Origin of the sequence: Pseudomonas sp. 22189 (assembly GCF_052045635.1) — a bacterium.
Taxonomy (GTDB): Bacteria; Pseudomonadota; Gammaproteobacteria; order Pseudomonadales; family Pseudomonadaceae; genus Aquipseudomonas; species Aquipseudomonas parakoreensis.
In genome coordinates this window covers 73,699-87,046 of the sequence record NZ_JBQEPG010000021.1, presented here as the reverse complement: position 1 = coordinate 87,046, position 13,348 = coordinate 73,699, and the positions used below count along the sequence as shown (strand labels likewise).

At 62.3% G+C, this 13,348-nt stretch carries 10 protein-coding genes; 5 read left to right on the top strand and 5 right to left on the bottom strand.

Annotated features, from left to right (window positions below; all coding sequences use genetic code 11):
* Window position 1: 1 nt before the first annotated feature.
* On the bottom strand, window positions 2-1,132 hold the full coding sequence (locus ACTJKS_RS21095) for a nitrilase-related carbon-nitrogen hydrolase (protein WP_121184710.1): 1,131 nt from the start codon (window positions 1,130-1,132) through the stop codon (window positions 2-4).
* Window positions 1,133-1,338: 206 nt separating this feature from the next.
* Between ACTJKS_RS21095 and ACTJKS_RS21090 the strand changes: the two genes are divergently transcribed.
* Window positions 1,339-3,378 carry an NADPH-dependent 2,4-dienoyl-CoA reductase gene (locus tag ACTJKS_RS21090; protein WP_108182276.1) on the top strand — a complete coding sequence of 680 codons (2,040 nt, stop codon included), beginning with the start codon at window positions 1,339-1,341 and terminating at the stop codon, window positions 3,376-3,378.
* 226 nt (window positions 3,379-3,604) lie between these two features.
* On the top strand, window positions 3,605-4,528 hold the full coding sequence (locus ACTJKS_RS21085; RefSeq protein WP_262949093.1) for a 1-aminocyclopropane-1-carboxylate deaminase/D-cysteine desulfhydrase: 924 nt from the start codon (window positions 3,605-3,607) through the stop codon (window positions 4,526-4,528).
* A gap of 159 nt (window positions 4,529-4,687) precedes the next feature.
* Here ACTJKS_RS21085 and ACTJKS_RS21080 read toward each other — a convergent pair whose 3' ends face one another.
* The 3 genes from ACTJKS_RS21080 to ACTJKS_RS21070 all read right to left on the bottom strand — a co-directional run bounded on the left by ACTJKS_RS21080 (window position 4,688) and on the right by ACTJKS_RS21070 (window position 7,525).
* Window positions 4,688-5,242, bottom strand: coding sequence for a cytochrome b (locus ACTJKS_RS21080; RefSeq protein ID WP_262949092.1), 555 nt, complete (start codon window positions 5,240-5,242; stop codon window positions 4,688-4,690).
* A 191-nt stretch (window positions 5,243-5,433) separates the two neighbouring features.
* Window positions 5,434-6,261, bottom strand: a complete 828-nt coding sequence (gene phnX, locus ACTJKS_RS21075; protein ID WP_108592374.1) for a phosphonoacetaldehyde hydrolase — start codon at window positions 6,259-6,261, stop codon at window positions 5,434-5,436.
* A 154-nt stretch (window positions 6,262-6,415) separates the two neighbouring features.
* Window positions 6,416-7,525: a 2-aminoethylphosphonate--pyruvate transaminase gene (locus tag ACTJKS_RS21070; protein WP_440828985.1), complete on the bottom strand. Its 1,110-nt coding sequence runs from the start codon at window positions 7,523-7,525 to the stop codon at window positions 6,416-6,418.
* A 113-nt stretch (window positions 7,526-7,638) separates the two neighbouring features.
* Between ACTJKS_RS21070 and ACTJKS_RS21065 the strand changes: the two genes are divergently transcribed.
* Window positions 7,639-8,499 (top strand): LysR substrate-binding domain-containing protein, encoded by an 861-nt coding sequence (locus ACTJKS_RS21065; RefSeq protein ID WP_262949090.1) that lies wholly within the window; start codon window positions 7,639-7,641, stop codon window positions 8,497-8,499.
* Window positions 8,500-8,632: 133 nt separating this feature from the next.
* Here the strand turns inward: ACTJKS_RS21065 and ACTJKS_RS21060 are convergent, their stop codons facing one another.
* The gene (locus tag ACTJKS_RS21060; protein ID WP_262949089.1) at window positions 8,633-9,505 is read right to left on the bottom strand and encodes a LysR family transcriptional regulator; all 873 of its coding nucleotides are present in this window, start codon (window positions 9,503-9,505) and stop codon (window positions 8,633-8,635) included.
* A 269-nt stretch (window positions 9,506-9,774) separates the two neighbouring features.
* Between ACTJKS_RS21060 and ACTJKS_RS21055 the strand changes: the two genes are divergently transcribed.
* Both ACTJKS_RS21055 and ACTJKS_RS21050 read left to right on the top strand, forming a co-directional pair.
* Entirely contained in the window at window positions 9,775-11,100 is a 1,326-nt protein-coding gene (locus ACTJKS_RS21055; RefSeq protein ID WP_027614598.1) for an MFS transporter, read from the top strand.
* A 71-nt stretch (window positions 11,101-11,171) separates the two neighbouring features.
* The gene (locus ACTJKS_RS21050; RefSeq protein ID WP_262949088.1) at window positions 11,172-12,563 is read left to right on the top strand and encodes an FAD-dependent oxidoreductase; all 1,392 of its coding nucleotides are present in this window, start codon (window positions 11,172-11,174) and stop codon (window positions 12,561-12,563) included.
* Window positions 12,564-13,348: the final 785 nt, after the last annotated feature.

Genomic DNA, 13,348 nt, shown 5'->3' with positions numbered 1-13,348 from the left:
CTTACAACCAGATGTTCAGCAGACGCGCGCCACGGGCTTCGCCATCGGCGAATTGCTGGCCGTTGCTGCTGAGGAAACTTTGCCCCGAGCCGGGCTTGTCCCAGAACTGCCCACGCAGGAACACGCTCATGCCGGCGATCGCACGGCTGCTCGGCGGCTGTGCGGTGAGCGTCAGGCGATGCCAGGCCTGACCTTCACTGATTTCCCCGGGCTTGAGGCTGACCGAACCCGGTGTACTTGAGCCCTTATAACCGGCCCACGGCTGATTCCACGCACCGTGACCCACGACGAAGGCCGGCACCGCTACCAGTTGCGCGCCTTGTTCGTCAAGTTGGCGATAGTTGTCCGGGTACCAGCTGTCGCTGCCGATCAGCACGCCCAGGCGTCCGGCCGGCGTGTCGACCACGTTGATCGCGTGGGCGTCTTCGCCCTCGATCACATCGCGCTGTTCGAAGATCGGGTGCATTTGCCGCTGGGGCTGGCCCAGCGGTACACCATCACGGCCAAACACCACGCTGCTGTTGAACAGCGCGCCGCTACCGGGCTTGAGCTGGCCGTCGCGGATGCTCGGTTCGGGCAGGACGATGGAGCCGGCCACCAGCGTCACGTGGAATTCCTTGGCCAGCCCACCAAACAGTGCCTGGTAATCCTTGGCCATGGCTTTGGACTTCATCCGCAGGTGGGCATCGTCAAGGCGGTTGTCGCCCTTGGCAGTAAGCCAGGCGCGGGCGAACAGCAACGGATTGCTCGCCGCCAGCCAGTTCATCGCTTCGACCAGGGTCGGCGCCTGGTACAGCTCGTCTTTCTCGCCGCTGATCATCAGCCAGGTACCGACATGCTCGGGCAGCACCACCACGGTTTTTTCATTCAGCAGCCCCTGATCCTGCGCTTGCTGCAGATAGGCCGCGAGTTTGCGGTGCAGGCGCTCCGGGCTTTGGTAGTCGGTGGGGAACAGTTCCGGCTGGATACCCAGCAAGTTGCCACGGTCGCCGGGCGTGCCCTGATCGACCGCCAGTTTGATGCGCAGGTCCGACAGGTAATGTCCCGCCGGCCGGTCCGCCGCCCACATGGCGTAGGTGGTCAGGGCGGCAACGATGGCCATGGAGAAAAACAGGTACAGAAGTTTGCGCATGAAAACCAACAACAACCGGATACAGGGTGTGGCGACTAGGGTAGGGCGCATGCCTGCGCTTGCCAAGGGGCGCTGCGCATTTGGATCAATAACTTGTCAGTTTCGGTCATTGAGTGACAGCAGTGCGACTCTTAGTCTGTCGAACATGACTGACGGGGGACGCAGAGCTCCCGCAATTTCCGTGATCGCACGTTGTGGAGTTACCGATGACCGCCGCTCATTACCCGCACCTGTTGGCCCCGCTGGACCTGGGATTCACCACACTGCGCAACCGCACCCTGATGGGCTCGATGCACACTGGCCTTGAAGAGAAACCGGGTGGCTTCGAACGCATGGCGGCGTACTTCGCCGAACGTGCTCGTGGCGGCGTCGGCCTGATGGTCACCGGCGGTATCGGACCGAACGACGAGGGTGGCGTGTACTCCGGCGCAGCCAAGCTGACCACCGAGGAAGAAGCGCTCAAGCACCGCATCGTCACCCGCGCGGTGCACGAGGCGGGCGGTAAGATCTGCATGCAGATCCTTCACGCCGGGCGTTATGCCTACAGTCCGAAACAGGTGGCGCCGAGTGCGATCCAGGCGCCGATCAACCCGTTCAAGCCCAAAGAGCTGGACGAGGAAGGCATCGAGAAACAGATCAGCGATTTCGTCACCTGCTCGGTACTGGCGCAGACGGCCGAGTACGATGGCGTGGAAATCATGGGCTCGGAAGGTTACTTCATTAACCAGTTCCTCGCCGCCCACACCAACCACCGCACCGACCGCTGGGGCGGCAGCTACGAAAACCGTATGCGCCTGCCGGTGGAAATCGTCCGTCGAGTGCGTGAAGCGGTCGGCCCGAACTTCATCATCATTTTCCGTTTGTCGATGCTCGATCTGGTCGAGGGCGGCAGCAGTTGGGAAGAGATCGTGACCCTGGCCAAAGCCATCGAGCAGGCCGGTGCGACCCTCATCAACACCGGCATCGGCTGGCACGAAGCGCGGATCCCGACCATCGCCACCAAGGTGCCGCGCGCGGCGTTCAGCAAGGTCACCGCCAAGCTGCGCGGGTCGGTGAACATTCCGCTGATTACCACCAATCGCATCAACACCCCGGAAATCGCCGAGCAGATTCTCGCTGAAGGCGATGCCGACATGGTCTCGATGGCGCGGCCGTTCCTCGCCGATCCGGACTTCGTCAACAAGGCCGCTGAAGGCCGTGCCGACGAAATCAACACCTGCATCGGTTGCAACCAGGCGTGCCTCGATCACACCTTTGGCGGCAAGCTCACCAGTTGCCTGGTCAACCCGCGTGCCTGCCATGAAACCGAGCTCAACTATCTGCCGGTACAGCAGATCAAGAAGATCGCTGTGGTCGGTGCCGGCCCTGCCGGCCTGTCCGCCGCGACCGTGGCCGCCGAGCGCGGACATCAGGTGACGTTGTTCGATTCGGCCAGCGAAATCGGCGGCCAGTTCAACATCGCCAAGCGGGTGCCGGGCAAGGAAGAATTCTTCGAAACCCTGCGCTACTTCAAGCGCAAGCTGCAGACCACGAATGTCGAGGTGTGCCTGAATACTCGCGTCGACGTGGCGAAGCTGGTCGAGGGCGGTTACGACGACATCATCCTCGCCACCGGCATCGCGCCGCGTGTGCCGGCAATTCCTGGCGTCGACAACGCCAAGGTGCTGAGTTACCTGGACGTGATCCTTGAGCGCAAGCCGGTGGGCAAGCGCGTGGCGGTGATCGGCGCGGGCGGCATCGGTTTCGATGTCTCGGAATTCCTTGTGCACGAAGGCGTGGCCACCAGTCTGGATCGCACCGCGTTCTGGAAAGAGTGGGGCATTGACACGAACCTGGAAGCGCGCGGTGGCGTGGCCGGGATCAAGGCGGCGCCGCACGCACCGGCCCGTGAAGTGTTCCTGTTGCAGCGCAAGAAAACCAAGGTCGGTGATGGTCTGGGCAAAACCACCGGCTGGATCCACCGCACCGGTCTGAAGAACAAACAGGTGCAGATGCTCAACAGCGTCGAATACCTGAAGATCGACGACGAAGGCTTGCACATCCGTATCGGCGAAACCGGCGAGCCGCAAGTGCTGGCGGTGGACAATATCGTGATCTGCGCCGGCCAGGATCCACTGCGCGATCTGCAGGACGGTCTGGTCGCAGCGGGGCAGAACGTGCACCTGATCGGCGGCGCTGATGTGGCGGCGGAGCTGGATGCAAAGCGCGCGATCAACCAGGGTTCGCGCCTCGCCGCTGAGCTCTAAGCTACGCCGCTTAACCTGTGGGAGCGAGCCTGCTCGCGAAAGCGGAGTGTCAGCCAATACACAGGTCGACTGACACGACGCCTTCGCGAGCAGGGTCGCTCCCACAGGGATTGTGTTGTTCACAGAGGCAGTGAACAACATCGAACCAACGCAGGCGTGAGCCTGCTCGCGATGGCTGCTTATGAGCGACTAGAATGCCGGCTCTACTCAGAATGATCAGTCGCCCATGCTTCTTCCTCCCGCCCACTGGTTGCCCCAAGCTCCCCTCCAAATGCTTGAACTCGACTGGCTCACCCGCGCCGGAATCGAGGTCGCGATCCTGCGTCTGGACCAGATCGACCCGCTGATCAGCGGCAACAAATGGTTCAAACTCGTCGAGCATCTCAAGGCCGCCGACCGCGCTGGCGCGAAGGGCGTCATCAGCCTCGGTGGTGCGCATTCCAATCATCTGCATGCGCTCGCGGCGGCGGGCAAGCGTCTTGGCTTCAAAACGGTTGGCCTGTTGCGCGGCCATCCACAGCAAACGCCGACGGTCAGCGATCTACACGCGTTCGGCATGCAACTGCACTGGCTTGGTTACGGCGGCTATCGGGCGCGGCATGAACCGGGGTTCTGGGAGCCGTGGCGGGCGCAGTATCCAGATTTTCATGCGGTGCCGGAGGGCGGTGGCGGATTGGCGGGCGCATTGGGCTGCAAGGTGTTGAAGGAGCAGGTGATCGCGCAACTGGGCAACCTGGGCTGGAGCAATTATCACGGCTGGTGGCTGGCCTGCGGCACCGGGACGACGCTGGCAGGGCTGGTGCTCGCCGAGGCAGGGGCGCATCCGGTGTATGGCGCACTGGCGGTGCCCGAGGATCATGGCGTGGCGCCGCAGGTGGCGGCGATTATGCAGGAGGCAGGTGTCGCTGCTGCCGACTACGAGCTGCTCGACGCCAGTCGCGGTGGCTTCGCCAAGGTTGACACGCAGCTACTTGCATTCATCGAGAGCATTGAACGCTGTAGCGGCGTTGCGCTGGAGCCGCTGTACACCGGCAAGGCGTTGCTGGCGCTCAAGGAGCGGATCGAGGCCGGCAGATTCGAGCCAGGCACACGGTTGATCTTCGTGCACACCGGAGGTTTGCAGGGGCGACGAGGATTCACCACAGAATGAATGAGTAACCCTGTGGTGAGGGGATTTATCCCCGATGGGCTGCGAAGCGGCCCCAAAACCTGTGCACACGGTGGATCAGACTCACTGCGTGTTCAATGAGGGGCCGCTGCGCAGCCCATCGGGGATGAATCCCCTCACTACAATGGTCAAAACTTGGCGTCAGCGCGGCGCGCGCTTGGGCATCATCCGCAGCAACGTGTTATCGCCCACCACATAATGGTGATACAGCCCCGCCAGCGCATGCAGGCCGATCAGCCAGTAGCCGATGTTGCCGATCAACACGTGCCAGTGCTCCACCTGCTTGGCGAACGCCTTGTCTTCATGGACCAGCAACGGCAGATCGAAGCCGTAGAACATCACCTGATGCCCTTCGGCGCTGGTGATCAGCCAGCCAAGGATCGGCATGCTGATCATGAACAGGTACAACAGCCAGTGCATCACCCGCGCCAACAGGGTTTGCCATTGCGGCGATGCCGGGAAGATTTTCGGTGCCGGGCCGATGCTGCGCGCTACGAGGCGAAACCACACCAGCACGAACACGGTCAGGCCGAGCATGTAATGCACTTCGCGGATCAGCGTGCGGCCGCCACTGCCTTTGGGAAAGATCCCGCGCAACTCCATGCTGGCATACACCAGCACCAACAGGACCAGCATCAGCCAGTGCAGCAGCACGGACACAGTGCTGTAGCGTGATTCGGAACTTGTCCACGGCATACGGTGTTTCCTCACGGATCAGGGTCGCCACGTGCCGTTCTTGTGCGACGGCATGTTTTAACTGTAATCCGCTTTGGCGGATTTGCCTGAGGCTGATCGGAGTTTCACTGCGCTGTGTCAGGGTTTAGCCAAAAAAAACGCCAGAGTCGCAAAGACCCTGGCGTTTTTTGTTGTGTTGACGAAAAGCGCGATCAGCTCGACTGCGGCATCTCGCCATTGGCCAGACGCTTGTTGATGTCGGCAATCACTTCCGGCAGGTCGCTGATGGTGTCGATCATGTAGTGCGGGCGCGAATCGGCGAACAGCGCGTGGATGCGTTTGCGTTCGCTGGCCAGTTCGTCGCTGCCCAGCGCACGGTAGCCGGCGTAATCCAAGCCCAGCGCGTTGCCCGAGCAGATCAGCGCCACGGTCCACATCCCGGCGCGACGGCCTTCGAGGATGCCCGGCACAGTGTCGTCGATCTTCACGCAGGCCGCGACATCATCGATGCCCAACGCAATCACGTTGGCCAGAGCCTGGGCCGGCCATGGGCGACCGTTCGGCACTTCGTCGGTGGCGACTACGTGGTCGGCGACGTAGCCGTTGGTAGCGGCCAGCGCCACGACCTTGTCCATCACCTGTTTCGGGTAGCCGGAGCAGGAACCGATCTTGATCCCTTGCTGGCGCAGGTTGGCAATGGTTTCCAGTGCGCCGGGAATCAGCGCCGAGTGCTCGGCGATCTTCTCGATCTGCAGCGGCATGAAGCGGTTGTAGATCGCGGTCACGTCATCATCGGTCGGGGTGCGGCCGAAGGCTTTGCGATAACGCTCGGCGACCTGCGGCTGATCGCACAGGGTGCGGATGTGATCCCACTTGCCCATGCCCATCGGGCCACGGGCTTCTTCGATGGAGACCTGAACGTCGAATTCGGCGAAGGCTTCGACGAAGATCTGCGTCGGTGCGAACGAGCCGAAATCGACCACGGTGCCGGCCCAGTCGAGGATCGCGGCTTGCAGTTTGCTTGGGTTTACGTAGTTCATGGCTATAAGAATCCTGTGTTGGCAATGCAATTCAAAAGGTTCGGCGATCCTGTGGGAGCGGGCTTGCCCGCGATGGGGCCCTTTCAGTCGACATCTATGCTGATGGTCAGACCGCTATCGCGGGCAAGCCCGCTCCCACAGGTATCGTGGTGATTCAGATCTCCAGCACTTCCATTTCGCGCAGCACTTCACCCACCGCCGCCACGGCCTGGCGCATTTCATCCGGGCTGACGTGGCCGATGCAGCCGACGCGGAAGGTTTCGACCTGGGTCAGTTTGCCGGGGTAGAGGATGTAACCCTTGGCCTTGACCCGTTCGTAGAAGTCCTTGAACTGGTAGCGCGGATCTTGCGGGGCATGGAAGGTGGCGATGATCGGGGCCTGGATCGCCGCCGGCAGGAAGCTGCGCAGCCCGAGCTTGCCCATCTCTTCCATCAACGCCTGACAGTTGGCGGCGTAGCGCGCATGGCGAGCGGGCAGGCCACCTTCTTCGTTGTATTGCAGCAACGCTTCGTGCAGCGCCGCGACCACGTGGGTCGGCGGGGTGAAGCGCCACTGGCCGGTCTTCTGCATATACGTGTGCTGGTCATACAGGTCCATCGCCAGCGAATGCGAGTTGCCGGCCGCTGCTGCCAGCGATTCCTTGCGGGCGAAAACAAAACCCATCCCCGGCACGCCTTCCAGGCACTTGCCGGAAGCGGCGATCAGCGCATCGAACGGCACTTTTTGCGCGTCCACCGGCAGTGCGCCGAACGAGCTCATGGCATCGATGATCAGGCGTTTGCCGTGTTGCGCGACGACCTCGGCGATTTCCGGCAACGGGTTGAGAATGCCGGTGCTGGTTTCGCAATGAATCAGCGCGACGTGGCTGATGTCGCCGTCGGCACGCAGCAGACGATCGACGTCGGCAGCGGTGGTCGGTTCGTCTTCGGCGGTTTCGAAGGTGCTGAACGAGCGGCCGAGCACTTCGCAGATCTTCGCCAGACGCTTGCCGTAGGCACCGTTGATCAGCACCAGCACCTTGCCGTCACGCGGCACCAGTGTGCCGATGGCGGCTTCGACAGCGAAGGTGCCGCTGCCCTGCAATGGCACGCAGTGGTGAGTGGCGGCGCCATTGAGGATCGCCAGCAATTGCTCGCAGAGGCTGGCGGTCAGTTGATTGAAGCGGTCATCCCATGACCCCCAGTCGATCATCATTGCCTGGCGGGTGCGGGCCGACGTGGTCAACGGGCCGGGAGTGAGCAGGGTGGGTGCGGCAGTACTCATTCGTGTGTCCTCGCGATAGCGCTGTGGGATGAAGCTACGGGGCATACGTTGCAATTCGGCGGTCTATCAATCAAATTGTTTGTTGTTATGCCAGCCATCAGTGAGGGTTATCCATGAATCTGTTCCAGCTGCGCGCCTTCGACGCCGTGGCCCGGGAAGGCAGCTTTACCCGCGCCGCCGTGCGCCTGTTCATCAGTCAGCCGGCGGTCACCGGACACATCAAGGCGCTGGAGGAGCACTACCAGATCACCCTGTTACGGCGCACCGCGCGTCGGGTCGAACTGACCGAGGAGGGCACCAAACTGGCGGCGATCACCCGCGCGATGTTCGGTTTGGCCGAAGAAGCGCAAACCCTGCTCGAAGCCAATCGTCAGTTGCTCACCGGGCGCCTCGAAGTGGCGGCGGACGGTCCGCACATGGTCATGCCGATGCTCGCCAGCCTGCGTGCGCGCTATCCTGGAATCACGGTGAACCTGCGTCTGGGCAATGCGCAGGAAACCCTCGCCGCGCTGTTGTCCGAGCATGCGGACGTGGCGGTGCTGACCGAGGTCGAACCGCGCAAGGGCCTGCATCTGCAAGCGTTGAGCGAATCGCGGATCTGCGCGCTGGTGCCGGCGGCGCATGCGTGGGCGCAGCGTGCCGGCGAAGTGAAGCTCAAGGAGCTGGATCAGGTGATCATGGTGTTGCGCGAGCCGAGTTCGATCACCCGGCGCACCTTTGATCAGGCCTGCAATCAGGCGGCGGTGCATCCGCGAGTGTTGCTGGAACTGGACAGCCGTGAGGCGGTGACCGAAGCGGTGGCGGCGGAACTCGGGGTGGGTGTGGTGTCTTCGGTGGAGGTCAGCCATGACCCGCGGGTGGTGGCGATTCCGATTGTCGGGGACGGGCTGGTCAATCGGCACATGATCGGCTGCATGGAGCGGCGGCGGGAGTTGCGCTTGATTCAGGCGTTCTTCGGTCTGGCGACAGCCTGATACATCGTAGACAAGTATTGCGCCATGCCCATATCCCCCTGTAGGAGCTGCCGCAGGTTGCGATCTTTTGATCTTGTTTTTTAAAAGCAAAATCAAAAGATCGCAGCCTGCGGCAGCTCCTACAGGTGGTGGGTCAGATCAGGCTCTCGCGCACCATATCGAGAAACGTTGCCACCACCCGCCGCGAACTCTGCTCGCGCAAGCACACCAGCGTTTCGGTCAAGCGCCGGGTGCAATCGGTAATCGGCAACGCACACACCCGCGAATCCGCGCCGAACTCCGCCGCCGAAACAACCCCCACACCAATTCCCACCACCACCGCCTCGCGCGCCGCTTCCCGGCCTTCGACCTGAATCGCCGGACGGATGCGAAACCCGGCGCCGGCCATTTCTTCTTCCAGGGTCTGCCGGGTCACCGAGCCGTGCTCGCGCAGCACCAGCGGCGTGTCATCCAGATCCGCCAGGCAGATCGACTCACGCTCGGCCCACGGATGATGGCGCGAAACGAACGCCACCATCGGGTCATTGCGCAGTGGCACGCACAGCAGGCGCTCATCAGTGACATCGCGCCCGAGCAGCGCCAGATCGGCCTGATAGTTGAACAGGCGAAACAGCGATTCATCGGTGTTGCCGGTTTCGATCTTCACGCTGATCCCCGGGTAGCGCTCGCAAAACCGCGCGATCTGCGGCAGCACATGCACCGGCGCATCCACTGCCAGAATCAGGCTGCCGGTTTGCAAGGCCCGGGAATCCTGCAGCAACTCCTGTGCTTCAGCCTCAATCACAAACAGCCGTTGGGTAATCGCCAGCAGACGCTCACCGAGATCGGTCAGGCGCACCGAACGCTTGTTGCGGTGAAACAGCAACACGCCAAAGCGTTCCTCGAGTTTGCGCACCTGGTCGGAAATCGCCGGTTGTGTGAGAAAAAGCCGTTCGGCGGCTTTGGTGAAGCTTCCGTGAACAGCCACGGCGTGAAAGGCTTTGAGCTGGGCGTGGGACACCGACATGCAGGCTCCAGTAACAAGCTGAGCTTATGTGTGAAATACGATAAATCGATTTTATTTATTAAACAGTAATTGCTTTGATCCGCTCACGCCAGCGCTGACTGTCCGCTCGGACAGCAGCGTTGGCGATGAGCCTGTGCGTGCAACAACAGGACTCATCTGACCGCTATCGCCATCAGGGATGGGCGCTGGCGCAGTGCTCAACAATAAAAAACACAGGCGTTTACTTAACGATTCTGCCGGCACACTCACATCCTGAGGTCAGAACCACAATGAACAAGCACATCGGCACCATTGCGCGTTGGCGCATGCAGATTTTCGCTGTCACCTGGCTCGCGTACGCCGCTTTCTATTTCACCCGCAAAGCATTTTCGGTGGCCAAACTGGGCATCGCCGAAGACCCGACCTTCATGCTCGACAAGATGGCCATGGCCAACCTCGATGCGATCTATCTGGCGGCCTACGCCATCGGCCAATTCACCTGGGGCATGCTTGCCGACCGTTTCGGCCCGAGGGTCGTGGTGCTTGGCGGGCTGCTGATTTCCGCTGGTGCGGCATTGGTGATGGGCAGTTTCGCGACCTTGCCGATCTTCGCCACTTGCATGCTGATCCAGGGGCTGGCGCAGTCCACCGGCTGGTCGGGATTGTGTAAAAACCTTGGGAGTTTCTTCCCGGCGCAGCAGCGTGGGCGGGTGCTCGGATTGTGGAGCTCCTGCTATGCGTTTGGCGGTCTGGTGGCCTCGCCGTTCGCCGGCTGGTGGGCGTATACGCTGATGGGCACCTGGCACGCGGCGTTCATTTCCAGCGCGGCAGTGGTCGCGGTGGTGGCGCTGTTGTTCTTCATTTTTCAGCGCAACAAACCGGAAGACGTCGGCCTGCCGGCGGTGGAACCGGAGCCGGAACTCAGTGCCGCGGAAACCGAAGCCAACAGCAAGCTCAGCGTCTGGGAGCCGTTGAAGGAAATCCTGCGCAACCGCACGGTGCTGGTGCTGGGCCTGGCGTATTTCATGTTGAAACCGGCGCGTTACGCGATTCTGTTGTGGGGGCCGGTGATCGTCTTCGAACAGATGCCGAGTGTCGGCAAGGTCGGCGCAGCGATCATTCCCACCTCGTTCGAACTGGCCGGTCTGCTCGGGCCGATCATGATCGGCCTGGCCTCGGACAAGCTGTTCGGCGCCCGGCGCATGCCGGCCTGCGTCCTCAGCCTGCTGGCGCTGACCGTGACCCTGGCGCTGTTCATGGGAGCCTTGCACACCGGCAGCGTGATGCTGGTGGTGGCGCTGCTGTTCGTCATGGGCCTGACCCTGTACGGGCCGGATTCGATGATCAGCGGCGCGGCCGCCATTGACTTCGGCAAGGCCAAGGCCGGTGCCACGGCAGCCGGTTTCGTCAACGGCTGCGGCTCGGTCGGCGCGGTGCTCGGCGGATTGCTGCCGGGTTACTTCGATTCGGTGACGGTGTTCATCGTCTTCGCCGGCTGCGCATTGTTCTCGGCGCTGGTGCTGATTCCGCACTGGAACAGCCGCCCGGTCGGGGTGATGGAGCCGCGCGCGGCCATTCCCAATTGCCCACTGACCATCAAACCCCTGCGTAACTGAAAACCCTTGCCCTGCGGCCTGCTGCGGCGTTCGCGGCAGGCCGTGTCGTGGCCATCTGACTGGAGAATCCCATGCGACCGTTTTGGCTAGAGCAAGCCTTGCAGGCCGACCCATCCGCGACGTGCCCGCCGCTGCAAGGCGAAGTGCGCACCGACGTGTGCATCGTCGGCGGCGGCTACACCGGGTTGTGGACGGCGATCATGCTCAAGCAGCAGAACCCTGAACTCGACGTATTGCTGATCGAAGCAGACATCTGCGGCGCCGGTGCCAGTGGGCGCAACGGTGGTTGCGCGTTGTCGTGGTCGGCCAAGTATTTCACCCTCGAGCGCCTGTTCGGCGTCGAGGAGGCGGTGCGCCTGGTCAAGGAGTCCGAGCGCAGCATCCACGCCATCGGCGCGTTCTGCGAACAGTTCGGCGTCGATGCCGATTACCGCCTCGACGGCACGCTGTACACCGCCACCAACCAGGCGCAGGTCGGTTCGACCGACGCCGTGATCGCGGCGCTTGAGCGCAACGGCATCAACTCGTTCACCCAGCGTCCGCTGGCCGATGTGCAGCGCATGGCCGGTTCCAGCAAGCATCTGGAGGGCTGGTTTTCGCCGGCGGCGGCCAGTGTGCAACCGGGCAAACTGGTGCGCGGGCTGCGTCGGGTGGCGTTGCAACTGGGCGTGAAGATCCACGAGAACACGGCGATGACCGGCCTGGAGGAGGGCCGTCCGGCGCGTATTCACACCGCTGGGGGCTGCGTGATAGCCGACCGTGTGGTGCTGGCGATGAACGCGTGGATGGCCCGGGCGTTCCCGCAGTTTGAACGCAGCGTGGCGATTGTCTCCAGCGACATGCTGATCACCGAACCGCGCCCGGATCTGCTGCAGGAAATCGGTTTGACCAGTGGCGTTACTGTGCTCGACTCGCGGATTTTCGTGCACTACTACCACAACACCCCGGATGGCCGGATCATGCTTGGCAAGGGTGGCAACACGTTTGCGTTTGGCGGGCGGATGCTGCCGGTGTTCGATCAGCCATCGCCCTATGCGAATTTGCTCAAGCGCAGCCTTGGGGCGTTTTTTCCGGCGTTTGCCGAGGTCAAGGTGGATGCGACCTGGAATGGGCCGTCGGATCGTTCGGTGACCGGGTTGCCGTTTTTTGGGCAGATGAGTGCCAGTGGCAATGTGTTTTATGGCTTTGGTTATTCCGGCAGTGGCGTCGGGCCGTGTCACATGGGCGGGCAGATTCTTGCCTCGTTGGTGCAGGGGCTCGATAACCTCTGGACCCGTTCGCCCTTGGTGAACGGGCCGTTGGGGTATTTTCCGCCGGAGCCGATTCGGTATCTGGGGTCGTTGATGGTGCGTAATGCGATTCGGCGCAAGGAGCGGGCTGAGGATCATGGGCGGCGGCCGCGGCATCTGGATGTGCGGTTGGCGAAGTTTGCGGCGGCGGCGGGCAAGGCTGACAAGGGGTGATTGGTGGCTGGCGGGCGCTGCGTTCTTTTGGGTTACCGAGTACATATCCGTTTCTGCGGTAACGGCTTCTTATGGTTTCGCTCTTACAGCGACTCACTTTTCCAGACGCCGAAAAGTAAGCAAAAGGCTTGGCCCCGGCGTTCGGCCCTCGCTTAGGCTCGGGTTCCTTTGTTACGGGATTCATCCGGGGGGCAGCGCCTACGCTTTGCTTCGCTGCACCTCCTCTCGCTGTGTTTGGCTGCGCCAAACGGTCGCTGCGCTCCCACCCCCGGATAAACCCCTCCACTCAGCCTGCCGATGGGGCCGGCACGGCAAGATCAAGAGCTGCAGCCGAGCTAACGCTCATCCTGTTGAGTGGTGAAAAGCATGCGGTCTGCCTGGGCTGCTTTGCTTTTCTGTGGGAGCCAGCCTGCCAGCGAAGGCGGCCTATGGGCCGACCAATTTCCAACAGACCGCACCCATTCCCACTGTGGGAGCGAGCCTGCTTGCGAAGACGGCCTGACAGCCAACCGATCTCCAACTGAACACCCCCATTCCCACTGTGGGAGCTGGCTTGCCAGCGATGGCGGCCTGACAGCCGACCAGTCTCCAGCTGCCAACACCCATTCCCACTGTGGGAGCGAGCCTGCTCGCGAAGACGGCCTGACAGCCGACCGATCTCCCACTGCCCACACCCAATCCACCTGTGGGAGCTGGCTTGCCAGCGATGGCGGCCTGACAGCCGACCAGTCTCCAGCTGCCAACACCCATTCCCACTGTGGGAGCGAGCTTGCTCGCGAAGACGG